Source organism: Carnobacterium pleistocenium FTR1, from assembly GCF_000744285.1.
GTDB lineage: Bacteria > Bacillota > Bacilli > Lactobacillales > Carnobacteriaceae > Carnobacterium_B > Carnobacterium_B pleistocenium.
Genome location: NZ_JQLQ01000002.1, coordinates 1,833,161 through 1,858,260 on the forward strand (window position 1 = coordinate 1,833,161; position 25,100 = coordinate 1,858,260).

Annotated in this window: 25 protein-coding genes; 5 read left to right on the plus strand and 20 right to left on the minus strand. The window is 34.3% G+C overall.

What is annotated here, in order from left to right; translation table 11 throughout:
- Positions 1-9: 9 nt before the first annotated feature.
- The 4 genes from yhbY to dapG all read right to left on the minus strand — a co-directional run bounded on the left by yhbY (position 10) and on the right by dapG (position 3,408).
- A complete protein-coding gene (gene yhbY, locus BP17_RS09025; RefSeq protein WP_035053654.1) occupies positions 10-324 on the minus strand; it encodes a ribosome assembly RNA-binding protein YhbY in 315 nt (104 codons plus the stop codon).
- A 49-nt stretch (positions 325-373) separates the two neighbouring features.
- A complete protein-coding gene (yqeH, locus tag BP17_RS09030; RefSeq protein WP_035053657.1) occupies positions 374-1,507 on the minus strand; it encodes a ribosome biogenesis GTPase YqeH in 1,134 nt (377 codons plus the stop codon).
- The gene (locus BP17_RS09035) at positions 1,485-2,030 is read right to left on the minus strand and encodes a YqeG family HAD IIIA-type phosphatase (protein WP_035053658.1); all 546 of its coding nucleotides are present in this window, start codon (positions 2,028-2,030) and stop codon (positions 1,485-1,487) included. Before BP17_RS09035 ends, yqeH begins: the two co-directional genes overlap by 23 nt.
- Before the next feature lie 178 nt (positions 2,031-2,208).
- A complete protein-coding gene (gene dapG, locus BP17_RS09040) occupies positions 2,209-3,408 on the minus strand; it encodes an aspartate kinase (protein ID WP_035053660.1) in 1,200 nt (399 codons plus the stop codon).
- Positions 3,409-3,664: 256 nt separating this feature from the next.
- On the opposite strand from dapG, the gene BP17_RS09045 reads away from it, so the two are divergent.
- Positions 3,665-4,306, plus strand: coding sequence for a copper homeostasis protein CutC (locus BP17_RS09045; protein WP_035053663.1), 642 nt, complete (start codon positions 3,665-3,667; stop codon positions 4,304-4,306).
- A gap of 192 nt (positions 4,307-4,498) precedes the next feature.
- Here the strand turns inward: BP17_RS09045 and thrB are convergent, their stop codons facing one another.
- The 4 genes from thrB to BP17_RS09065 form a co-directional block, all read right to left on the minus strand.
- On the minus strand, positions 4,499-5,365 hold the full coding sequence (gene thrB, locus BP17_RS09050) for a homoserine kinase (RefSeq protein WP_035053666.1): 867 nt from the start codon (positions 5,363-5,365) through the stop codon (positions 4,499-4,501).
- Positions 5,362-6,420 carry a threonine synthase gene (gene thrC / locus BP17_RS09055; RefSeq protein WP_035053667.1) on the minus strand — a complete coding sequence of 353 codons (1,059 nt, stop codon included), beginning with the start codon at positions 6,418-6,420 and terminating at the stop codon, positions 5,362-5,364. Before thrC ends, thrB begins: the two co-directional genes overlap by 4 nt.
- Entirely contained in the window at positions 6,420-7,709 is a 1,290-nt protein-coding gene (locus tag BP17_RS09060; protein WP_035053668.1) for a homoserine dehydrogenase, read from the minus strand. The genes thrC and BP17_RS09060 overlap by 1 nt, the downstream gene beginning before the upstream one ends.
- A gap of 236 nt (positions 7,710-7,945) precedes the next feature.
- Positions 7,946-8,179, minus strand: a complete 234-nt coding sequence (locus BP17_RS09065) for a YkuJ family protein (RefSeq protein ID WP_035053669.1) — start codon at positions 8,177-8,179, stop codon at positions 7,946-7,948.
- A 176-nt stretch (positions 8,180-8,355) separates the two neighbouring features.
- Between BP17_RS09065 and BP17_RS09070 the strand changes: the two genes are divergently transcribed.
- A complete protein-coding gene (locus tag BP17_RS09070; protein ID WP_035053672.1) occupies positions 8,356-9,537 on the plus strand; it encodes a pyridoxal phosphate-dependent aminotransferase in 1,182 nt (393 codons plus the stop codon).
- 60 nt (positions 9,538-9,597) lie between these two features.
- On the opposite strand, the gene BP17_RS09075 is transcribed toward BP17_RS09070, so the two are convergent.
- The 4 genes from BP17_RS09075 to BP17_RS09090 all read right to left on the minus strand — a co-directional run bounded on the left by BP17_RS09075 (position 9,598) and on the right by BP17_RS09090 (position 12,947).
- A complete protein-coding gene (locus BP17_RS09075; protein ID WP_035053675.1) occupies positions 9,598-10,482 on the minus strand; it encodes an NAD(P)-dependent oxidoreductase in 885 nt (294 codons plus the stop codon).
- Positions 10,483-10,602: 120 nt separating this feature from the next.
- The gene (ptsP, locus tag BP17_RS09080; protein WP_035053678.1) at positions 10,603-12,324 is read right to left on the minus strand and encodes a phosphoenolpyruvate--protein phosphotransferase; all 1,722 of its coding nucleotides are present in this window, start codon (positions 12,322-12,324) and stop codon (positions 10,603-10,605) included.
- Entirely contained in the window at positions 12,324-12,590 is a 267-nt protein-coding gene (locus BP17_RS09085; protein WP_035053681.1) for a phosphocarrier protein HPr, read from the minus strand. Before BP17_RS09085 ends, ptsP begins: the two co-directional genes overlap by 1 nt.
- 141 nt (positions 12,591-12,731) lie before the next feature.
- Complete coding sequence (locus BP17_RS09090) at positions 12,732-12,947, minus strand: hypothetical protein (RefSeq protein WP_035053685.1); 216 nt, start codon at positions 12,945-12,947, stop codon at positions 12,732-12,734.
- Between the two features lie 208 nt (positions 12,948-13,155).
- Here BP17_RS09090 and BP17_RS09095 point away from each other — a divergent pair, with 208 nt between their 5' ends.
- Positions 13,156-15,408, plus strand: coding sequence for an ATP-dependent Clp protease ATP-binding subunit (locus BP17_RS09095; RefSeq protein ID WP_035053687.1), 2,253 nt, complete (start codon positions 13,156-13,158; stop codon positions 15,406-15,408).
- A 371-nt stretch (positions 15,409-15,779) separates the two neighbouring features.
- On the opposite strand, the gene BP17_RS09100 is transcribed toward BP17_RS09095, so the two are convergent.
- Positions 15,780-16,214 carry a thiamine pyrophosphate-dependent enzyme gene (locus tag BP17_RS09100; protein WP_051910511.1) on the minus strand — a complete coding sequence of 145 codons (435 nt, stop codon included), beginning with the start codon at positions 16,212-16,214 and terminating at the stop codon, positions 15,780-15,782.
- A gap of 420 nt (positions 16,215-16,634) precedes the next feature.
- Between BP17_RS09100 and BP17_RS09105 the strand changes: the two genes are divergently transcribed.
- Positions 16,635-16,916 carry a DUF1827 family protein gene (locus tag BP17_RS09105; RefSeq protein WP_035053690.1) on the plus strand — a complete coding sequence of 94 codons (282 nt, stop codon included), beginning with the start codon at positions 16,635-16,637 and terminating at the stop codon, positions 16,914-16,916.
- A 128-nt stretch (positions 16,917-17,044) separates the two neighbouring features.
- On the opposite strand, the gene BP17_RS09110 is transcribed toward BP17_RS09105, so the two are convergent.
- From BP17_RS09110 to BP17_RS09130, 5 genes are all read right to left on the minus strand, one after another.
- A complete protein-coding gene (locus BP17_RS09110; protein ID WP_156956057.1) occupies positions 17,045-18,628 on the minus strand; it encodes a peptide chain release factor 3 in 1,584 nt (527 codons plus the stop codon).
- 139 nt (positions 18,629-18,767) lie between these two features.
- Positions 18,768-19,316: a thermonuclease family protein gene (locus tag BP17_RS09115; RefSeq protein WP_035053699.1), complete on the minus strand. Its 549-nt coding sequence runs from the start codon at positions 19,314-19,316 to the stop codon at positions 18,768-18,770.
- A 141-nt stretch (positions 19,317-19,457) separates the two neighbouring features.
- Entirely contained in the window at positions 19,458-20,813 is a 1,356-nt protein-coding gene (locus BP17_RS09120; protein WP_035053702.1) for an FAD-dependent oxidoreductase, read from the minus strand.
- A 134-nt stretch (positions 20,814-20,947) separates the two neighbouring features.
- Entirely contained in the window at positions 20,948-22,042 is a 1,095-nt protein-coding gene (locus BP17_RS09125; RefSeq protein ID WP_035053704.1) for an AI-2E family transporter, read from the minus strand.
- A 16-nt stretch (positions 22,043-22,058) separates the two neighbouring features.
- Positions 22,059-23,093, minus strand: coding sequence for a M42 family metallopeptidase (locus tag BP17_RS09130; protein WP_035053707.1), 1,035 nt, complete (start codon positions 23,091-23,093; stop codon positions 22,059-22,061).
- Between the two features lie 155 nt (positions 23,094-23,248).
- Between BP17_RS09130 and BP17_RS09135 the strand changes: the two genes are divergently transcribed.
- Positions 23,249-23,683: a GNAT family N-acetyltransferase gene (locus BP17_RS09135; protein ID WP_035053710.1), complete on the plus strand. Its 435-nt coding sequence runs from the start codon at positions 23,249-23,251 to the stop codon at positions 23,681-23,683.
- 109 nt (positions 23,684-23,792) lie between these two features.
- On the opposite strand, the gene BP17_RS09140 is transcribed toward BP17_RS09135, so the two are convergent.
- Positions 23,793-24,032 carry a hypothetical protein gene (locus tag BP17_RS09140; RefSeq protein ID WP_232219612.1) on the minus strand — a complete coding sequence of 80 codons (240 nt, stop codon included), beginning with the start codon at positions 24,030-24,032 and terminating at the stop codon, positions 23,793-23,795.
- Positions 24,022-25,038 (minus strand): ComEC/Rec2 family competence protein, encoded by a 1,017-nt coding sequence (locus BP17_RS09145; protein WP_035053714.1) that lies wholly within the window; start codon positions 25,036-25,038, stop codon positions 24,022-24,024. The genes BP17_RS09140 and BP17_RS09145 overlap by 11 nt, the downstream gene beginning before the upstream one ends.
- Positions 25,039-25,100 lie beyond the last annotated feature (62 nt).

Consider the following 25,100-nt stretch of genomic DNA (forward strand, 5'->3'; position numbering starts at 1 on the left):
TAATAATCATTATTTTGCTCTTGGAAGTTCAATGGAAACACGTTGATACTTTTCTTGAGTTGATTTCTTGAATAATACGATTACGCGACCAATTATTTGAACTGCATCACAACCGATTTCTTTTTCAAGAATTGCGGCTACGTCTTGAGCTACTTCATCTGTATTTTGTAGTAAGCCTACTTTAATCAATTCTCTTTTTTCTAAAGCTTCATTAATTTGAACAATTACCTCTTTATTTAATCCATTTTTTCCAATTTGAAAAATTGGGTTTAAATGATGTGCTTTACTTCTTAAAAAACGTTTTTGTTTACCAGTTAAATTCATTTTATTCACTCCATTAAGATCTTAATGATCATTTCTAATTTATTTCTAGTTATATCAAAGATTTTCGAATAAGGACATCTATACCTTTTGGTGCCCATCCAGCTACGACACATCCTGGTTCATTGACTGTGACCCAGCCAAGGCCTGCAAAGACAATATCTGATTTTTCTTTAACAGAAAACTCAAAACGAACCAATTTAGGGAAGTTCTCAACTTCATCTTCACGAGGAGGCTGCAATAGTTTACCGACTTGTTTTTGATATAATTCATCCGCTTTTTCTAATTTTGTACGGTGAATAAGTAAATCATTCGAGGTAAAACAAGTAAACGAATGTCTGCCTCCTTTTAAATGATCAAAACGAGCGACTCCTCCAAAAAACAATGTTTGGCCTTCGTTCAGTTGATGAACGATTGGTTTTATTTCTTTTTTTGGCGCAATTAATTTTAAATCTTTGTCTCCTAAGACGTGAGCCATTTGATGACGATGAATGATTCCCGGTGTATCAATTAGAAACTTCCCATCATCTAATGGAATCTCTATTCGGTCAAGCGTTGTTCCAGGAAACTGAGAAGTTGTAATCAAGTCTTGGACGCCTGCTGTTGACTTAATGATTTGATTGATCAATGTTGATTTTCCAACATTTGTTACACCGACTACAAAAACATTACGTCCTTTGCGATGTTTTTCAATAGTATCTAGCAAGACTTCCATCTCAGCTGGTTTCATAGCACTTGTTAACAAGACATCTTCCGGTCGCAAGCCTTCTTCGTGAGCTCGTTCACGCATCCATTGTGTCATTTTCCCACGTTTTAATGATTTAGGAAGTAAATCCACCTTATTTCCAACTAAGAGAACTGGATTTTTCCCAACAAAGCGATGTAAGCCAGGTATTAAACTTCCATTGAAATCAAAAATATCAACAACGTTTACGATTAATGCATCTTCTGAACCAAGTTCATTTAATAATTTCAGGAAATCATCATCCGTTAATTGGACATCTTGAATTTCATTATAATGACGTAATCTAAAACAACGTTGACAATACACTTCGCCTTTTTCTAAACCTTTTTCTAAGGCTGAAGTTGGTGTATAACCTGCAATTTCTTTATCCGTTGTTTGGATAATAGCTCCGCAACCAACACAACGAATCTCTTCTTCATTATTTAATTCTACTTTCGTCATTTATTGACTTCCTCCATCTCATATTTGGATCTTTTTTAATCATGTAATTCATGATATGCAGCTCCATAAAACGATTAAATTGAGTATTCCAAGCATCCGTATCTAGTATCGGTTTAACTAAAACACTACGTACTCCAGAAAGATTTGCTCCCCAGATATCCGTCATAACTTGATCCCCTACCATGATGATTTCATCAGTAGTTAGATTTAATTTTTTACTTGCCCTTTTAAAACCAATTGTTGTTGGTTTTAAAGCTCGAGAAACATAGTCTAAGTGCAACACTTTTGCAATTCGGTCAACACGCTTTGCTTTATTATTAGAAAGAATTACAACAGGTATCCCAGCTTCTTCCATCACATTGATCCACTCAATCAACTGTTCAGTTCCATCCGGGTTATTCCATGCTATTAAGGTATTGTCCAAGTCGGTTAAGACAGCTTTTATTTTTTGCTCTCTCAATTGTTCTGGTGTTATATGGTAAATAGCTTCTACCATATATGTCGGCTTAAATATCTTTAACATTTTTTCTCCTTACTCACTAAAATAGGAGTACCATTTACAGTACTCCTCAAGTTTACTATTTTCTTAATTATACGCCAAATTATTAAAAAAACAATCATTACCGGTGATTTCCAGGTTAATTCTCATGTGACTCGTCTTTATTTTATACTTGAACGGCATTATTTTACTTTTCTCAACCTTATTTTACTTGTAAAAACACTTCATGCAGTTCGTTTAATGCTAGCTTTAAATTTTCTTCTTCAATTAAAATCCAAATAGTTGTGTAACTATCTGCAGATTGATAAATAGGAATTTTCAATTTTGACATTGTTGTCACGATTTTAGCTGTTACACCCGGCACCCCAGTTATACCTGCACCTACAATTGCAACTTTTGCACAATTCTCATGAGTTGCAAAAATGATTTTCTGTTCATTCAACAATTGCTTCGCTTTTCCAGAAATGGATTTTGGGAGCGTAAAAACAATTTTGCCAGGAAATATATTAATGAAATCCAAACTAAATCCCGCTTGAGCTAACAGATTAAATAATGACTCTTGTAAATTCTCATCTGTTTCAATAGTAAATTGAACTAAATGAGGCACATGAGCAATTCCCGTTACTAGACGCTGCGGACCACTTTGAGTTTCTGAATTGGTAATCAACGTTCCCATATCCTTTACGGATTGGTAAGTAGAACGGATCCGAACAGGTATGCCAGCCTGTTGAGCAATTTCAACAGCTTTTGGGTCGATAACTTTTGCGCCTTCATGAGCCATATTGCTTACTTCATTGTAGCTCACGATTTGTAAAAATTGAGCTTTTTCTACTAATCGTGGATCTGCTGTCATCATTCCGGAAACATCTGTAAAAATATCAATATACTCTGCGTCAAATGCGGCACCTAACAAAGCAGCTGTGGTGTCACTGCCTCCACGCCCAATAGTTGTTACATCCCCATTTTCACTTATCCCTTGGAAACCGGCTACTACAACTACATCATTTGTTTTCATATATGCATAAATCGCATCAGTATCTATTCTTTGTACCTTTGCCTGTCCATAATCTTCATTAGTAACTATACCAGCACTTTGTCCAGTCAAACCGATTGCATGAATACCATTCTTTTTCAGTTGGTTTGTAAATACAGCTGTAGATATTGTCTCTCCAACGGATAACAACATATCGCGCTCTCTTAAATCTAAATAACTTTTTTCTCCATCTATTAGTGCTAGAAGTGAATCTGTCGCATAAGGATCACCTATTCTTCCAATAGCTGAAACTACCACTATCACTTTATATCCTGATGCAACGGCATGTACGATATGTTTTTCTGCAGCTAATCGACTTTCTTCGTCTTTTACTGATGTACCGCCAAATTTTTGAATTAAAATTCTCATCATTACCATCCTTTGAAACAACTTATCCGTAAAAAAAGTCGTTACTGTCTCGTTATTTAAAAAAATATCAAAAGCTTCATTTAGTATTTCTGCTCTATTATAACGAAGACGTTCTTTAGATTCAATTATCTTACGAATTTCATAGAACTCTTTAGTAGTTTTTTGCTATACTATTTAGTATTGTACTAGTAAATAAAAAATGTCAAATCTTAGTTTTACAATTAGCTTATAAACTATCTAAAAGGGGATCATTATTATGTATTTAAAAGAAGTTTGTATAGAAAATTATAGTTCTCTGCCAAAAGCAATTGCGCAAGGAGCAACCAGAATAGAATTATGTGATTACTTAATAAGTGGCGGAACAACGGTCAGCAAAGGCGTCATGCATGAAGCAGCTGCTTATTGTGCCGAAAAAATGATACCGTTAATGGCCATGATTCGTCCTCGATCGGGTAATTTCATTTATAATGACAGTGAATTGAAAATTATGGGCTATGATATTATTGAAGCTCGTAACTTAGGATTAGATGGAATCGTATTTGGTTGTTTGACAAACGATCATTTAATTGATGAAGATGCAATGGAACAGTTATTAGAGGAATCTTATGGATTACAAACAACCTTTCATATGGCTTTTGATGCAATTCCAGTTGAAAATCAGTTTGAAGCAATCGATTGGTTGGCTGAACATGGTGTACAAAGAATTTTAACGCATGGTGGGGATTTAAGTATACCCATTACAGAAACACTTCCACATCTTAAAGAATTAGTCGACTATGCAAAAGATCGTATTCTTATTCTTCCAGGTGGAGGCATTACTGACAAAAACGCAGCTACTATTCAAGACTACCTAGGTGTTTCAGAGTTACATGGTTCAAAAATCGTCGGTGAACTTTAAAATACCCTGTATCAAATAGTGTTGGTTAGTGAACTATTCAACGAAATACCGTTACAAAAAATAGGAATACTCTAAAATTAAAAAAATTTTTTAATAAATTTAATTTGGTAACAGTTTTTTTGAGAATTGTTTAAGAACTTATTTTAACTTAAAAAAATGGAGTCGGTATAAATTCCGACTCCATTTTTGCTTTTATTTCAGTACTTGCATACCTTTTCGGTCAACTTTAAATTGTTGCACAGTAGCATTTGAAAACATCTTCTTTAATAACTGTTCAAGTTTTTTTAATTTTAGATAAGGTACAAGAATTAAAACAGTAGGTCCTGCACCGCTTAAAAAAGTAGCATAAGCTCCATTTTTTTTAGCCAAAATGCGAATTTTTGACAAGTGAGGAACCAAATCCTTGCGGTATTTCTCATGCCATAAATCGTTTTCTATCATTTCCCCTGCTACCTCTAATTCATTAGCTAAAAAGGCTGAAATCATAACATTGCTAATAGAACTGGCCTGAACTGCTTGTGGATAAGCCAATTTTTTTGGCAATACATCCCGACTTTCTGTTGTTAATAATTCATAATTTGGGATAACAGCTAATATCCCTGTATCTGGAAAAGAATGTTTAACTGCAAAAACGACCTCATTAATTTTAGTTGCTACCACAAAGTCTCCTAATATAGCTGATGCAGCATTATCTGGATGTCCCTCCAAATTAGAAGCTATAGTCACCTTTTCTTTGTCGCTTAACTTTAATTCGGCTAATTGGTTAGCTAATTCAATTCCAGCAATAATAGCAGCCGAACTGCTCCCTAATCCCCGAGTTGCAGGTATTTCACTTTCCATCCATAGTTCTCTAGGTTGAATAGTTGGAGCAAGAGCAAGAGCCGTTTGAATGATAAGATTCGTTTCATCACATGGAATACGCTCATCTAAAGTATGATGGATCACCCAATTTCTATTTTCAGCTCCTACTTCTAACGTCAAATAAAGATTTAAAGCTAATCCACATGAATCAAAACCAGGACCTAGGTTTGCAGTTGTTCCGGGTACAATTATTTTCATAATTTTTTCACACTTGCCTGCAAATGTTTCCTCATATCTTCTAAATCATCCATTTTTGAAATAGGAATAGTGTTTACTTCAAGTGCTGTATCTGGGTCTTTCAATCCATTCCCAGTAAATACACAAACAACGGTTTCTCCTTCTTTAATAGCTCCACTTTTAACATCTTTAATTACTCCGGCTAATGAAGCCGCTGATCCTGGTTCAATAAAGACACCTTCCATTGCAGCAACTTTTCGGTAAGCGTCAATGATTTCATCATCTGTAACAAAATCTATTTTTCCTTTAGACTCATCCCGAGCATTTTCAGCTAATTTCCAACTAGCTGGGTTGCCGATTCTTATAGCTGTGGCAATCGTTTCAGGAGATTCAATAATTTTTCCTTGGACAATTGCAGCTGCTCCTTCTGCTTCGTAACCATGCATTCTCGGCAGCCCAGTTTGATTTAATTCATTCCATTCTTTAAAACCTTTCCAATAAGCTGTAATGTTTCCAGCATTCCCAACTGGAATAGCTAAAACATCTGGAGCTTTTCCGAGATCTTGACAAACTTCAAAAGCAGCAGTCTTTTGCCCTTCAATTCGGTATGGATTTACTGAGTTAACTAGTGTAACAGCTTCCGTTTCAGCTAATTTCCTTACTGATTTTAATGCTTGATCAAAATTACCTTGTATAGAAATAATATCTGCTCCATACATAACAGCTTGGGCTAACTTACCCAAAGCAATTTTCCCATCTGGAATAACAATATACGCTTTTAATCCTGCACGTGCAGCATAAGCTGCAGCTGCAGCACTGGTATTTCCAGTAGATGCACAAATGATTGCTTTTGCTCCTTCTTCTTTTGCTTTAGCTACTGCCATAACCATCCCACGATCTTTGAAAGACCCAGTAGGATTTAACCCTTCATATTTCCCATAAATTTTGACACCAAGCTCTTTCGAAAGATTTTTCAGTGGAATTAAAGGTGTGTTCCCTTCGTAAAGAGAAATCATAGGTGTTTTATCTGTAATTGGCAATACTTCTTTATATTTTTCAAGTAGTCCTTGATACATTATTTTCCCTCCATCACTTTAAAACAAACGAGTAAATTCATTTCATTTGCACCTTTAAGAACTGTTAGTAATTTTTTTTGTTGATCCTTATTTATCTTGTGGGTCACAATTACGACCTTTGACATATCGCTAGGCAGTGGTTGTTGAATAATTTGGTCAAAACCAATATCAAATTGACTAAATAACTTTGTTAAAGCTAAAAATTGTCCTGTTTTATCTTGCATTTCAATAGCAATATAATATTTATTGAATACTTCTGTATCTTCTGCGAGTCTTGTTTCATGTTGATAAGAACTAAATACATTTCCGCTTGTACCTAAACGAATATTTTTTGCTACTGTAATGACATCGCTGACGACGCTGGTAGCCGTTGGTAATTCCCCAGCTCCAGGTCCATAATACATTGTTTCTCCAACAGCAGCTCCTACTACAAAAACAGCATTGTTCTCATCTTGGACACTTGCTAGTGGATGATTGTTTGGTACCAATATTGGGCCTACGTCTACACTGATTTTATTTTCAATTTGAATCGCTGATCCAATTAATTTGATTTTGTAGCCTAATTTTCTAGCCATTTCAATATCCTTTTGTTGTAAATTTCGAATTCCTTTTGTTTCAATTTGATTTACTTCTACATTCATCCCATAAGCTAAACGCGTTAATATAACCATCTTACGAGCAGCGTCTATACCGTCAACGTCATTAGTTGGATTGCTTTCAGCAAAACCTAATTCCTGTGCTTCTTTTAAGGCATCATCATAAGATTTTCCTTCGTTTGTCATTTTTGACAAGATAAAGTTTGTTGTTCCATTAACAATACCAAAAACTTTTTGGATCTCATCAGAAGCTAAACTATCCACTATCGTGCGTAAAATTGGGACCCCTCCAGCAACGCTAGCTTCATAGTAAAGATCACAATGATTTTCTTTTGCTAATGCGACCAATTCATTCCCGTGTAATGCAATTAAATCTTTATTTGCCGTGACGACATGCTTTCCAGATACTAATGCTTTTTTGATGTATTTTTTTGCATCATCAACACTGCCCATAACTTCGACAACAATATCTATCTCAGGATCACTTACAATCTCATCAGCATCTAGCGTTAGTTCAATGCCCTCAGCAATTGAACCTCGATTTTTTTCCATATCACGCACTAAAACCTTTTTCACTTTTAATGATACACCTGTTACTTGATTTAATTTCGGCTCATGATGCTTCAAAATACGCAATACGCCGCTTCCAACAGTTCCAAAACCTAAGATACCTATCTGCAAATTATTTTTCATGCTTTCTCTCCTTTTACTTATCTGATTACCTTTTATATTTGTTTTTATATTTGTTTTTATATGAGATTTAAGCAATTTATTTTTCATCCAATTTTAATTATCAATATCACTAGTATAAAGGATTTCAGAAAAAATACTAGCTAGAATTGATCAAAAAAAAGACAGATAGAAAAAATTCTTTTTAGAATTTTTTCTATCTGTCTTTAATTAATATTTTTTTACCATCAACGGCTATTTTAATCTTGAAGTACTTCAAATATTTCCATAGCAACTAAGTCTACATCATCAAATTGATATACTTGCTGAGTAGATGTTTCTAACAATTCAAATGTTTCGGTTTTTGTATCATAGGTAATAATACACCGTTCATTTCCTTCTTTTTCAAATCGACGAACTTGAACTTCACTTTCTGTATCTTCTAGCATAGCTTCCAATCGGCGAATAATCCCTACTAATTGTGAAGTTGTCATAGTTTCGTGCCCCTTTCAAACTTAACTCAATAATCATTCTAACAGAATTTTATACAAAAGACATTAAACTCACACTATTTTCATAAAAAAATAATCTTTATCTAAAAAATTTATTTTTTTCAAAGAGTTGTGTTACTATAATTGCATTACATAATCCAAAAGGAGACGTTAAAATTATGAATCCATTACTTGATCATTTTAACAATCAAACGTATAAAATTGAGATCTCAGATATTCGGAAATTTGATGAGCGTGTGTCAGTAATAAATGACATCCTTAAATTGACCTTGGGTGAACCCGATTTCAATACACCCAATCATATTAAATTAGCTGCCATCGAAGCTATCAACAACAATCAATCGCATTATACAGGTACAGCTGGGGATATCCAACTGCGCGAAGCTGCTTCAGCTTTTATGCAAAAAAAATATGCCGTTTCGTATGATCCTAAAAATGAGGTATTAGTTACCGTTGGAGCTACTGAAGCTATTTCAGCTTCCTTGTTAGCTATTCTAAATCCTGGGGATAAAATATTGATTCCTTCTCCAATTTTTCCAGGCTACAAACCGCTGATCACCTTGAGTCAAGCGACGCCTATTTTTATTGATACTAGTGTAAATGGATTTGTATTGACTCCACAGATGATTGAAAATGCAATGGAAGAACACGGACCGAGTGTAAAAGCAATTATCTTAAATTACCCAAATAATCCAACAGGCGTGACTTATACAAGGGAAGAGATCAAAGCCCTTGCTGATACTATTAAAAAATACCCTATATTTGTTATTAGTGATGAAATTTACAGTGAACTAACTTATGATGTTGAACATGTTTCTATTGCAGAGTACCTGAGAAATCAAACTATCTTGATCAACGGACTTTCAAAATCTCATGCCATGACCGGGTGGAGAATTGGCTTCATTTTTGCTCCAAAAGAACTTGCAGCACAAATTATCAAGGTACATCAATACCTCGTCACATGCGCCACTTCTATTTCTCAAAAAGCAGCTTTAGCAGCTTTAACTACGGGGATAGACGATGCTCTTCCAATGAAAAAAGAATACCATAAAAGAAGAGATTATCTTTTTGAAGAACTGACTCAATTAGGATTTGAAATTGCTCGTCCAAATGGAGCTTTTTATCTTTTTGCAAAAATCCCACAAGAGTATATACAAAACAGCATGGAGTTTTGTATTGAACTAGCCGAAAAAGATAAACTAGCGCTGATACCCGGATCTGCTTTTGGGAGTGCCGGTGAAGGTTATGTACGGATAAGTTATGCTGCTAGTATGGAAAAATTAGTGGAAGCTGTTAAGCGTTTGAGCAATTACACCCAAAGAAATAAAGGTAGCTTGTAAAATGATCCTCATACCTAAAAGACAGAAATGAAATTGAATCAATTTCATTTCTGTCTTTTTTTATTTTGAACGTTTTCCTTCTGACCACCATAATTTAATAATAGCTTGCGTTCCATCATTTTCAAAACCATTTTGTGCCAAATCTTCATATAATTGTTTAGCTAAGCGAGTTGAAGGCAGATCCAAAGCCATTTTTCCAGCTTCGTCTAGAGCAATTTTCAAATCCTTAATAAAATGTTTAACAAAAAAACCAGCTGTATAATCTTCTTTAAGAATTCTTGGAGCATAGTTTGATAAAGACCAGTTTTGGGCACTGCCTCCGCCAACCGTATCCAATACTTTTTCAAGATCTAAATTTGCAGCTTGCGCATAAACTAACAGTTCAGCCATACCCATCATTGTTCCAGCAATCATGATTTGATTAGCCATTTTCGTGTGCTGTCCACTCCCAGCTTCACCTTGTAAATTAACTTTGCCAGAAAATACTTCAAAAATAGGTTTCACTTTTTCATAAGTATGTATATCTCCACCAACCATAACTGTCAAAGTTCCATTTTTAGCCCCTAAGTCTCCTCCAGAAACTGGAGCGTCTAGAACTTCAATACCTCTTTGCTGTCCCTCTTTATACAGTTTTTTAGCCAATGTAGGTGTACTGGTCGTCATATCTACTAAGATATGTTTTTCAGTGGCCGTTTTAAAGATGCCCTTCTCACCAAAATAACTTTGCTCAACGTCTTTTGGATAGCCTACAATAGTAAAAACAATGTCGCTTTTTTCAGTTACCTCAGCTGGTGAATCAGCCCATTTTGCTCCTAACTGAATTAATTCGTCAGCTTTACTCTTCGTACGATTGTATACTGTGACTGTATAGTCAGCTATTAATAAATGTTTAACAATGGAGGAACCCATTACCCCAGTTCCGATAAATCCGATAGTTTTTTTCATTTATATCCTCTCCCCTTTTCAATTTAACTCTAGTATATCAGTTCTTGCAAAGAGAGCGTATTTATTTAGAAAAAAATAAAAAAAGTGGAAGAATCAAATTGATTCTTCCACTTTTCATCTTTATTTAGTATACATTTCGACAAGTTTTTCAACTTCATCAGCAGTATCACAATCATTGATTGCTTTATCAGCCAATTCAGCCATTTGTTTTGTGTCTAAACGTTTCATTAAACTACGTGTCTTAAGAATGCTTGAAGCACTCATAGAAAATTCGTCTAATCCCAGTCCTAATAGAAGCGGCACAGCCGTTTGATCTCCCGCCATTTCTCCACACATACCAGTCCATTTTCCTTCTTTATGAGAAGCATCAATAACCGTTTTAATTAAACGTAAAATTGATGGGTTATAGGGTTGGTAAAGATAAGAAACGCGTTCATTCATGCGATCAGCAGCCATAGTATACTGAATCAAATCATTAGTACCAATACTGAAGAAATCTACTTCTTTAGCAAATTTATCTGCAATAACAGCAGCAGCAGGAATTTCGATCATGATACCAAGTTCGATATCATCTGATACTTCAATACCTTCATTTACTAATTTAGCTTTCTCTTCTAAAAGCATTGCTTTAGCTTGACGGAATTCTTGTAAAGTTGCAATCATTGGAAACATAATACGTAATTGTCCGAAAACAGAGGCACGTAATAATGCACGCAATTGCGTTCTAAACATATCCGGTCTTGCTAAACAAATACGGATAGCACGGTAACCTAAGAATGGATTCATTTCATGTGGCAACGTTAGATAAGGTAATTCTTTGTCTCCGCCAATATCCATTGTACGAACAACAACGCCTTTACCTTCCATACCTTCTAAAACTTCTTTATAAGCTTCAAACTGAGCTTCTTCTGTAGGAAAATCAGGTGAATCCATATAAAGGAATTCTGTACGGTATAATCCAACAGCTTCACCACCATTGCTTTTTACGCCTACTAAATCTTTTGGAGTACCAATATTTGCAGCTAATTCGATGTGCTTTCCATCTGCTGTAATTGTTGGTTCATCTTTTAATTTATCCCATTCAGCTTTTTGATCTGCAAAAGCTTTTGCTTTTGCTTCATACGTCGCAACATCAGATGCTTCTGGATGAACGATTACATCGCCTTCAAGACCATCGATGATGATAAGATCTCCTTCTTTAACAAAAGAAGTAATATCTTTTGTTCCTACAATTGCAGGAATTTCTAAAGAACGAGCCATAATTGCTGAATGTGAAGTACGTCCACCGATGTCGGTAACAAAAGCTTTCACAAATTGGCGATTTAATTGAGCAGTGTCACTTGGTGTTAAATCATGAGCAACCACAATCACTTCTTCATCAATCATTGAAGGATTAGGAAGTTTCACGCCTAACAAATGACTCAATACTCGTTTAGTAACATCTTTAATATCAGCTGCACGTTCACGCATGTAAGGGTTATCTTCCATGCCTTCAAACATACTGATAAACGTATCTGTTACTTCTTTCAAACCACTTTCTGCATTAAATTTATTATCATTAATAGAGCTTTCAATGCTCCCGATTAATTCTGGATCAGATAGAACCATTAAATGCGCATCAAAAACTTGGGCTTCTTTTTCACCTAGAGATTCTGCTGCTTTAGACCGAATGATCTCAAGTTCTTTTGATGCTTCGTTTAATGCCGATTTTAAGCGGTTAATTTCTGAATCAGAGTTCTCAACTGAAATTTTGTTGAAAGTTAAATCGGGTTCAGTTAGTAAGTAAGCTTTTGCGACTGCAATACCGTCACTTGCTGCGATCCCATTTAATTTTTCAACCATTATTCAGCTAAGCCTTCTTTCTTCATTGTTTCTTCGATTCCTGCAAGAGCTTCAGATTCATCTGAACCATCAGCAGAAATAGTTACGTCAGCACCTTGTCCAACGCCTAATGACATAACGCCCATGATTGATTTCAAGTTTACAGATTTACCTTTATATTCTAGGTTGATATCTGAACTAAATTTGCTTGCTGTTTGTACTAGTAACGTTGCTGGACGTGCATGAATACCTGTTTCAGCTACTACATGAAATTCGCGTTTTTCCATAATAAAAAATCCCCTTTAATATATATTATTTTTGAGAACACTATCTAGTTTCAGCTGTTAAAACCATTTTTTCCAGCAAAAACATTCGATATAGCCCTTACAACTTATAAGATTACCATTTTTTTCTTATTTTAACAACTATTATTTTCCTAATATTTCTCTTCCACTTTTCAAGTTAGAGCTATACCGATAAATAACATTTCCATTATGAAGAGCCTCTCCAATAATCGATTCCTTCTCCTCATGATTAATCCAAATTTCTCTAAAAATCATAAAATCTTTTTTTTCAATAGTTATGGCATTCGTATCTCCTTGAAGCAATTGTTTCAACTGTATTTGCAATTCTTCTCTGCTCACTATTAAGACGTCCTTTACTATTTGTTTTAACCTATTTTATTCTATTTAGTTTAATTCAAAAAATTCAAAAAATCAAAAATTATAATGCTAATTACTTGAAAGTCAAAAAAGGTCAGTGTATAATGATAATCAACAAGGTCAGTAATGGTCAATCATTTATTTGACTTTATTTGATTTATTAACCTATTAAATGAAAGGTTGTGTTTAAATGTTATGTCAAAACTGCAATCAACGCGAAGCAACTATCCATTTATTTACCAATATGAATGGTCAAAAAGGTCAATTGGATGTTTGTCAAAATTGTTATCAACTTATAAAAGATGCTCAAAATCATGGTGAAATCAGAAATGATCGTTCACCGCAAGATCCTTTTGGATTTGGAAATTTAGATCAGTTTTTCCGCTCTATGCAAAATAATCCAAACAACAACTCGCAACAAAATAGTCCTAACACCCCTCCAACTCAAAGAGGTTCTGGAGGTCAGCCACCTATAAATAAAAAACCAGGACTCCTAGGCGAATATGGGACGAATCTAACAGAATTAGCTCGAACGGGTGCCATTGACCCCGTCATTGGACGCGATAAAGAAATCGAACGCGTAATTGAAATTTTAAATCGCCGCACTAAAAATAATCCAGTCTTAACTGGTGAACCTGGTGTTGGTAAAACGGCAGTCGTAGAAGGCTTAGCACAAAAAATTGTTGATGGAGATGTCCCTCAAAAATTATTAAGCAAAGAAGTCATTCGACTAGACGTTGCTTCTTTAGTTCAAGGAACAGGTATCCGAGGCCAATTTGAAGAACGTATGAAACAATTAATGGATGAATTAAAGAAAAATCCACAAATTATTTTATTTATTGATGAAGTCCATGAAATTGTTGGAGCTGGAAGTGCCGAAGGAAGTATGGATGCTGGAAATATGCTTAAACCAGCTCTTGCACGCGGTGAGATGCAAATGGTTGGAGCAACAACATTGAAAGAATACCGTACGATTGAAAAAGATGCTGCTCTAGAGCGACGCATGCAGCCCGTACGTGTTAACGAACCGACCGTTGAAGAGACTATTACCATTCTCCAAGGTCTACAAAAAAAATATGAAGATTACCACCATGTTCATTATACAGATGAAGCTATCAAGAGCGCTGTCAGCTTATCTAATCGTTACATCCAAGATCGTTTTTTACCCGACAAAGCTATTGATTTATTAGATGAATCGGGTTCCAAAAAGAACTTGACGATACAAATTGTTGATCCAAAACAACTTGAGGATAAAATTGCAGAAGCTGCTCAACAAAAACAGTTAGCTCTACAACAAGAGGATTATGAAAAAGCTGCTTTTTATCGTGATCAAGCAAAAAAATTCTCTACTATGAGAGATCAACAAAATCCTGATTCAGTTGAACCTACAATAACTGAGCAGGATATGATTGAAATTATCGAAATGAAGACTAACATCCCTGTAGGAGAATTGAAAGAAAAAGAGCAAACACAATTACGGAACTTAGGGCAAGACTTAAAAAAACATGTCATTGGACAAGATGAAGCAATTGATAAAGTTTCCAAAGCCATACGCAGAAGCCGTGTTGGGTTCAATAATAAAAACCGTCCGATTGGTTCTTTCCTTTTCGTAGGGCCTACTGGGGTTGGAAAAACTGAATTAGCTAAACAACTAGCTTTAGAATTATTTGGAAACAAAGAAGCCTATATTCGATTTGATATGAGTGAATACATGGAAAAACACAGTGTTTCTAAACTAATCGGTTCACCACCTGGATATATCGGCTATGATGAAGCAGGTCAATTGACCGAAAAAGTTCGTCACAATCCTTACAGCATCATTTTATTAGATGAAGTCGAAAAAGCTCATCCTGATGTATTGCATATGTTTTTACAAATTCTTGACGATGGCAGATTGACGGATGCTCAAGGCCGTACAGTTAGTTTTAAAGATACTATCATCATTATGACTAGCAACGCTGGCACTGGTAATGTAGAGGCAAATGTTGGTTTTGGTGCGACGACTTCTGGTACACAAAAATCTGTATTAAATCATTTAACAGATTACTTCAAACCAGAATTCATTAACCGTTTTGATGGAATCGTTGAGTTCAATTCTCTTACAAAAGAAAACTTATTATTTATTGTCGATTTATTAATAAAAGATGTAAATGATATGCTTGAACATCAAGGAATTACAATTGAAGTAGAGCCATCAGCAAAAGAAAAATTAGTTGAATTAGGATATGATCCAAAATTGGGTGCTCGTCCTTTACGACGTGTGATCCAAGAACAAATTGAAGATCGTATTGCTGATTTTTATCTTGATTACCCTTCTGTAAAAGAATTAGTTGCAAAAACAGACGATGAAGGTAATCTTATTGTAGACGCAAAAGAAACTGTCTCAGCAAAGTCTACTCCTGATTTAGGTGAAGAACCCGATACTAAAAGTTTAAATTCTTAAACAACTAATTTAAATTCAATTTTAAAATAAAAAAACAGTACTCCATCAAAAAATTTGATGGAGTACTGTTTTTTTAACAGAATTATTGCATTAGTAATTGTTCTAAGTTAATTGGTGTGCATGTTTCAAGATAAAATTTCTTCTGGAATGTACAAGTTTGCTTTTTTAAGCCATTGTGCCACCTGTGAGTTTGTAATTCTCATTGAACCTTATACATGGCTACAAGCAACCCTATTCCTCTAGAATTTTTTAGTGAATCATTGAATTAATTTATTTATCCCCACCAAAAATTATATAACCAAATAAGATTCATATCATATACCGCTAGCCATTAACTCTTTTTTGTATATTTGATTGTAGGCCTTCTTGTTCTAAAAGTAACCAAATGGTTTGAGTTCTTGCGCTTCATAGCGTTCTTTAAACGCCTTGATTTCTTCTGCTGTGTAAATTTTTGGATCTAATTTTAACTCTTCAACAGGTATGGGTCGATCATGGTTGATTTTCATATCGATCACCACTGTCCGTCCCGCTTTTTCCAGTTCTACTGCATTACGAAAAACTTCATCTAACTCACTGATTTTAATAATCGTAAACCCAATTGCACCTTGCGCTTCAACAATTTTAGCATAGTCCACCTCCTTGAAGTCTACGCCATAATAACTATGATTTGTGTCTTCTTGTTCAACTTTGATAAACCCATATTCCAAATTAGAGAAAACAACGTGAATACTTGGTAGGCGATATTGCACTGTTGTTACAATATCTTGCATCACCATTGCAAATGCATCTTCTGTTTTTTGCTCCAATTTATCCGTACATGCTCTCCAGTTTTTTATGTTATTCAGGTTTGCACGGTACCAGGATGTTTCTGATTTTCCAGAAATTTTTTCGGTGATTGCACGGAACGCATCACCGGCATCTATTTTATGGCGTTTTCCTAGTTTTTGCGGATCATTATCGACAGGAAGAAGATGATCTTAATAATGAATCGAGATCATCTTCTTCCTGTTTTTTTGTCTTAAAATTTAACTTTAGCTAGATTGTTACATCTATAGTTTATGAAAAATTTACTCAAACTAATTTTAGAATAATTTTTCCAGAGCCTTTAATAAAAAGTATAAATTATTCAGACAAGTAATGATTAGGTAGTTGAAATATTTTGAATTATTTCGTTTTTAATTATATAATGGATGTAACCTAACCGGTATAAGAAGAGGTGAAAGATTATGAAACTAATAGATGTTACGAATAATCATTCTGATCTTGTGATGGAGCAATTGGAGAACACTGATGCAAATTTTGTAAAGGTTTTTTCTTTAGGTCCTACTACAATTATCTATTCAGGTGCTGCAACACACAAAGATGTTCTTCTACTAAATAAAATTCGTAATATAAAGAATGCGGAAATTAGTTTTGTCTTAGAAAATATTCTTGAAACAACTTTAGAAAATGTTGAAATTCTACACGCTCCACACATCGTTGAGTTGTCTATACCCAATGAAGATTAATTTCAAAAAGCCTGTTATAATTATTATTCAACTTTAATAGTAACTTTCATATATTCAAAACAATATTTTTCCACTAATCAAACAAACAAACCATTCTAAGTTCAAACTTAGAGTGGTTTGTTTGTTTTTTATAGTAATGATGTTAATTCTACATCTGGGTATTTATCGGCGAACCAACGCATTGCAAATTGATTTTCAAATAAAAATAACGGATTTCCGGAGCGATCACGTACCAATAAATTGCGACTTGAAGACATATTTTCATCCAAATCTTCAGGTTTGATCCAACGGGCAATTTTATTTCCCATAGGTGTCATAACAATTTCTGATTTGTATTCATTTAACATACGGTATTCAAACACCTCAAATTGTAATTGCCCAACTGCTCCAATAATATAATCTTCAGTATGAAAAGTTTTATACAGTTGGATAGCTCCTTCTTGAACTAACTGTTGCACGCCTTTATGAAACGATTTTTGTTTCATTACATTTTTAGCATTCACTTTCATAAACATTTCTGGAGTAAATTGAGGAAGTTTCTCATATTCCACATTTAATTTGCCCTCAAAAATGGTATCTCCAATTTGAAAATTACCAGTATCATAAAGCCCTATGATATCCCCTGCAACAGCATGCTGAACAATTTCACGAGTCTCAGCCATAAATTGAGTTGAATTTGATAATTTGATTTTTTTCTTTGTTCTTGCCAATGTAACATCAATTCCACGATCAAACGTTCCTGAACATATACGTACAAAAGCGATTCGGTCTCGATGGGCAGGATTCATATTAGCTTGAATTTTAAAAATAAAGCCTGAAAATTCATTTGTTGTTGGTTCTATTTCTTCACCACTCGTTGCAGTATGAGCTGTAGGACTTGGCGCAAAGTTGATAAATGTATTTAAAAAAGTTTCTACTCCAAAATTGGTTAAAGCTGACCCAAAGAATACGGGTGTAAGTTCACCAGAAGCAATTTTCTCTTCTGAAAATTCATTTCCAGCTTCATTTAATAGCTCAATATCTTCTAAAGCTTGAGAATACAGACTTGACGCTTTAATAGGATGGTCTCCTTCAATCTCGCCAGCCTCATTCAATTTTATGACCTTTTGTCCATCTATACCATTAATTTCAGGACGATGTATCTCAATTGTTTTATTGTAATTATCGTAAAGTCCCAACAATCCTTTACCCATACCAATTGGCCAATTCATCGGATAAGAATCAATTTCTAGAACTTCTTCTAATTCTTCTAATAAATCTAGTGGCTCTCTTCCATCACGGTCTAATTTATTGATGAACGTAAAAATTGGAATACCTCGCATACGACAAACTTTAAATAGCTTTTTCGTTTGAGGTTCAATCCCTTTAGCGCTATCAATAACCATTACGGCACTATCAACTGCCATCAATGTACGGTAAGTATCTTCAGAGAAATCTTCATGTCCTGGTGTATCTAAAATATTGATTCTTTTATCCTTATAATCAAATTGCATAACCGAACTAGTAACAGAAATTCCACGTTGTTTCTCAATATCCATCCAATCTGATTTAGCAAATTTTCCGGATTTTTTTCCTTTTACCGTACCTGCTTGACGAATCGCTCCACCAAATAACAACAGTTGCTCAGTAATCGTCGTTTTCCCTGCATCCGGGTGGGAAATGATTGCAAAGGTCTTTCGTGACTCTACTTCTTTTTCTAAATAGTCTTCCATCATTTATCCCTCATTTAAGTCTTTTATTTACTCTATTTAACCTATTGTATCCTTAGTCAAATATGCCTTAGGTATGTCAGCATATATCATTACCTCAATTAGTATAGCATATTTATTGTTACATTTTATACTCTATTCACTATTTATTAAATCCGTAATCTCCTACATAGTCTTCAATGGACCAAATATTTATTTCATCTGTACTTGCTTTTTGTTCAGCATCAATCAGTTGATCCAAATAACTTTCATCTCCATTTTCATATCCTATACGTGCTAACCCTTCTTCAACCATTACTTCTTGCACCAGTTCTCCATCTGCATAAAGATAAGCTAATACCCTATCATAGTCATCGATTTTCTCATGAGCTGGATCATATTCTATTGATAAATTTTTCCCTTTCAAATAATTGGTAAGGAAGTCTTTTGCTTCTACACCATATGGCTGAGCAGAACCGGTTTTAGTTACACTGCTCTCTGGTGTATCAATAAGTAGCAACCTCAACCTTTTTTCATCATCATCTTCATTAAAAACAATGGTATCTCCGTCAATAGTTCGTACTAGTTCAATAGCTATTTGGTCTTTTGAAAGAATAGAAGTAGTTTCCTTATCTTGTTCTATAGTATAGAATCCAGTAAAGAAAAGGAGAAGAGTAATTAATCCGGCTATAATTTTTTTGTTCATTCTCATAGCTTGCCTCCTGATTATTTGATTAGAAAAAGAGTCTGAGAAAGATATCTCAGACCCTTTACCATATTATTATGAATCGCTTAGACAATCAAGTTTCAAGAAAACTTTTCATGGTCGGCTTTCCTTGACTTACATTGTTGCTTATTTAGCTAATTGGTCTTCTTGATCACAAGCTGCTTGAGCTAAGATGTTCAAGTAGTTCCAAGGACGGTCAAAATAAGGTTGGAAGAAGAAATCAACATAAGCTAAATCTTCAATCGTCATTTTATTTTGAATAGCCAATGAAAGTGTATTAGCAGAAGCTGTAACATCATATTTAGACATAATTTGTCCACCAACGATGCGGTTTGTTCCTACTTCATAAACTAATTTCATCATAATTTCTTCAGTTGTAGGCATAAATTCTGGACGATAGTTGTCTTTAACGAAAACTGCACGAACATCTAAACCGAAGTGTGGAGCACTATTGACGTTGACGCCAGTTGATCCAATATTGTATCCATACAAGTATAGACCTGAGGTAGATTGTGTTCCTCTGTATTTTACTTTAGGTTCAATAATATTTTTACCTACTAAAGTACCCATACGAACAGCATTTGTTGCTAAAGGAATATATGCAGATCCATTATTTGGATTGTAGTGAACTGCACAACTGTCTCCAGCTGCATAAATATCTTTATCACTTGTTCTCATGTAATCATCAACAAGAATTGCGCCATTTGGCATCATGTCAACTTTACCTTTTAGCAATTCATTATTTGGACGGAAACCAACACATAAGATAACTAAATCTGCTTCATATTCGCCTTTTGGAGTTGTTACAGATTTAACTGAACCATTTTCATCAGCATTAAATGACGTAACAGCTTGGTTCAATGCTACTTTAACGCCATGTTCTTCTATAGCGCTTTCTAGTATATCCGTAAATTCTGGATCTAAGTATTTGTTAAGAATACGATCCAATCCATCAATCAAAGTTACTTTTTTGTTTGATTGTTCAAAAGCTTCTACTAGTTCAATACCAATGTATCCACCACCAACAATGACAACATTTTTAGCAGTTTGATTTTGTTTGATTACTTCTTGAGCTTGATTATAGTTTTTACATAATAAAACATTCGTTGTATTAATACCAGGAATTGGGGGTACAATAGGCCAAGAACCAGTTGTGTTAACTAATTTATCATATGATTCTTCAAATACTTCTCCAGTAGTCATGTTTTCTACCACTACTTTTTTAGCTTCAGTGTCAATACTTGTAACATTGTGTTCCATTTTAACACTTGCACCCATTTGAGTTAATTCTTCAGGATTAGAGTAGAATAAACCAGCGGCATCTTTCACAACTCCACCAACATACATTGCGATTCCACAAGATAAGAATGAAATATTATCATTTCTTTCAAAAACAGAAACTTCCACAGATGGATTTTCTTTTAAAATTGTTTTAACAGCTGAAGTCCCAGCATGAGTACATCCAATAACGATTACTTTCATTTTTTGTATCCTCCTATAAAACTATTTATTTGTTGCGATTTGTATCGTTGGATTTGTGATACAATGTTCATACTTTCAATATGAACATTGTATCACAAATTATATAAAGAAAACAACGCTTTTATTCTCATTTTTTAAGTAGACATATGTTTTTTTCTAATCATAAACATATCTTTTAAATAGACGACGATTGTTTTAACCACTGCATATGTGGGTACTCCTAGAATCATACCAATAATTCCTGCTATATTTCCTGCAACAAGCAATAAAATGATAATAGTCAAAGGATGAATTGATAATGTTTTCCCAATCACATTAGGTGAGATAAAATTCCCATCAATTTGTTGGACTACCAAAACGACCAACGCAACCAATAGCGCTTGCGTTGGTGAAATAGTTAACGCAATGATGATTGCTGGTGCCGCACCAATATAAGGACCGATATAAGGAATAATATTGGTCACTCCTGCAATACTCCCTAATAATAAACCATAAGGCATACCTGTAATTAAATACCCCAGATACGTAAATACTGCTACAAATAAACAAACTAACGCTTGGCCACTAATATAGGAAGCAATTGTTTCATTCATTTGGCCTAACAGTTCAATCATTTGGCCACGATAGTCTTTTGGAAAGAATTTAGCAACTGACGGACGGAAATTTTTTCCGTCTTTAAACATGTAGAATAGGATGATTGGAACTGTAAATATGACAATTGTCGTATTTGCTAACGCCCCTATCAAAGAACCTACACTTGAAGTTAGTGTAGTAAATATTGTATTTGCAATATTTTCGATTGATAGATCCAATTGGCTTAAACTTCTTTCCAAATCAAAATTCTCAAACATCGGCCTTTGAAGTAATTCATTAGAGTAGTCTTCTAATGCGTTCAAAAATGACGGTATACTTGTAATCAGTTGTCCTAATTGTTCAAGCAAACTAGGAATAACTGAGATGGCTAGAAATACTAGAAACCCTAGAAATAATAAAAAAACGATTATAATACCATACTTTCGCTCGATTTTAAATTTTTCTAGTTGTCCAATCAAGGGATTCAATAAATAATATAAAAATCCAGCTATAATAATCGGTGTAAATAATGTCGAAACAAATGTGGTTAAGGGTTGAAACACGAAATCAATTTTTGTACTCATGAATATTAATGTTGCACTAACTAATAACCAAATTGTCCAAAACATTAATTTTGATTTTTTAAAATAATCCATAAAATTAGTCCTCCGATTAGTCTAGCATATTGCTTAGTAAATAATGTTCAATCAATTGCTCTGTTGCTGTTATCGATTCTTCATGGGTTCTCTCGTAAGCATGACTTGCTTCAATGCCTGCACCAATCAACGCATGACGAACGTCTGCACCAGCTGCCATCGCAGCAGATGCATCACTCCCATAAAAAGGGTAGATATCTAATTGATAAGGAATATCCTTATCTTCACAAATTTGTGTGAGTCTTTTCCTCATTCCATAATGGTAGGGACCACTACCGTCTTTCACACATATGGAAACAGAATATTCATCGGTTTGTTGGTCATCTCCCATTGCACCCATGTCAACAGCTAGATATTCTATCACTTTATCAGAAATATTAGAATTTCCACCATATCCGATTTCTTCATTAGTTGAAATATAAAAATGTGTTGTATAAGGTAGGTTGATTTTTTCATTGCTAACTTTTTTTAAAAATTGCAATAATATAGCCACGCTGACTTTGTCATCTAGGTGTCGAGATTTAATAAAGCCGTTCGTTGTAATTTCAGTTCTAGGATCAAAACTAATAAAATCTCCTACAGCTATTCCTAATGCTGTTGTTTCTTCTTTTGTATGAACTTTCTCATCAATACGGACTTCCATATTTTCTTGATTTCTTTCAGCAGTTCCTGCATCTTTGTAGACATGTACACTTGTTTGATGCATCAATATCGTACCAGATATCTTTCCTTGGTTTGTATGTATTGTACAATACTCACCTTCAATTGCGTTATAGCGAAAACCACCGATTAAATCTATTTTTAAACGTCCATCGGGTTTTATAGCTCTTACCATTGCGCCTAATGTATCGACATGTGCTGTCACGAATCGCTGTTTTTGATGATTCGTTCCCTTTACAGTAAGTATTAAACTTCCTTTATTTGTTTTTTTAGCTTCATAGCCTAACTGACTTAAATAGTTTTGGATAAAAGCAACAATTTCATACGTATTACCTGTAGGTGAAGGAATCGTTGTTAATTTTTCAACAAGTTGAATCGTTCTTTCGTTCATTATATTAGCCACCTTTCTTTTTAATTCATATTCTTTTAGTATAGTGCATTCATGATAATAAATAAAGAATCTATAATAAAAGCTACCAGATTTTTATTATAGATTCCTTTCGTAAGTTATGTTACGATTTTAATCATATAGAAAGAAGGGATATTGTGGAATTTATTTGGACAACCGATTTAAACTCTAGCTACTATAACGATGCTGTAGAAATCAGAAAAAAAGTTTTCATAGAAGAACAACACGTTCCGCTAGAATTAGAAATAGATGATTTAGAAGATCAAACGATTCATGTTATTGGTTACTTAGAAAATGAACCTGTTGCTACCGCAAGACTCTATCAAAAAAATGCGACCACATTTAAAATTCAACGTGTTGCTGTTTCTATTGATTTTCGCAAGAGAAATTTAGGCAATCACTTAATGCTTGAAATAGAACGGTATGCGAAATCTAAACACTTTAAAAAGCTACTCCTTGGTGCGCAAGACCATGCTCTAGCTTTTTATGAAAAGTTAGACTATCAAATTGAAGGTGAAGGTTTTATGGATGCGGGTATTCCACACCATATGATGATTAAAAATCTTTATTAATCTTACTATTACTATGAGAAACAAAATAAGAAAATGCTATAAGCAAACGGGATATTTTTTCCGGCTGCTTATAGCATTTTTTCTAGACAAATCAATTTTATTAGTATTTTCAATCTTTTTTATTTTTTTTGTTTAATAAATTTACTCGCTTTTGTTTCATTTTGGCAAGTCGTTTCTGTGTTTCTTCTTTTAAAGGGGCTATAGCAACAACTTGCTCACCTGCAATAGTCACCTCATAAAGTTCACCAATTTGATAGTTTTCTGGTAAATAATCTTTTGCTATATGAATGGGTAAACCCTCATCAGGAATAAATCGAGCCTGCTCGCCTTCTATTTCTTCAAGCATCATCTTCAACAAGATTATCCCCCTTCTCAGTTTTAATGCTGTAAGTTCCATCTTCATGAATAGTAGTAGTTATTGTTCCATTTTCAATTGTTCCATAAATTGGAATAGATTGTTTTTTCAGACGATCTATAGCCTCTTCACCAGGGTGTCCATAGCTATTATTTTCACCTGCAGAAAAAATAGCGAATTTCGGTTGACTAGCTTCGATCCACTCATCACTAGTACTCGTGTCTGATCCATGATGTCCCATTAAGATATAATCAGCTGTTATATCTATTCCAGATTCAACTATAGCTTTCTCGATGCTCTGAGAGGCATCTCCACTGTATAATCCACTTACTTGATTGATAGTGATTTTAGTGATGATCGAGTCATCATTTTGATCGTTTTCTGATTGTTCATTAGGGCTTAGCACTTCAATTTGAAAAGGTCCTACTTGATAATCTTCTCCATTTTTTGGTTCAGTATAGCTAGCATTGCTTTTATCTACAGCATTTAAGAGACGCTCATAAATTTTACTTGTAGCATCAGTTCCATTCATCCAAACTTCTTCGACATCATAATAGTTCATGATGAGATCCCCATAACCAATATGATCTGAGTCATTATGAGTGAAAATAAGTAAATCAATTTTTCCACCCGTTCCAACATATTGATCTAGTTGCTGTATGATTTTTTTGTCTTTATCCTCATAACGTCCGCTATCTATCAAAATAGTTGTGCCATCTTTTGCTTGAATCAGTGTTGCTGATCCTTGATTGGCATCCAAAAAACGAATCGTGGTCTCTTGATTTTTTGTTTGATCTACATCTTCTTCTGTATTGAAAAAAGTGAGCAATTCTTCTTTGAATAAACCTATTTTCTCACTTAAAGTAAGATCGGCCTGTTTATTTTCTCCTAAGAATAATCCCATTGAGAAAACCAGCAGGAGGATAATTCCTGCAGAAATCAATTTCACTCTTTTTTCTTTTTGTTTTTTGGTTACCCTTTTTTTCTTTCTTCTTGTCACAGATGTTCATCCTTTTCCAACGCGAATGGTTCTTTCATTTTTTATAAATTTTATTCCCTGTT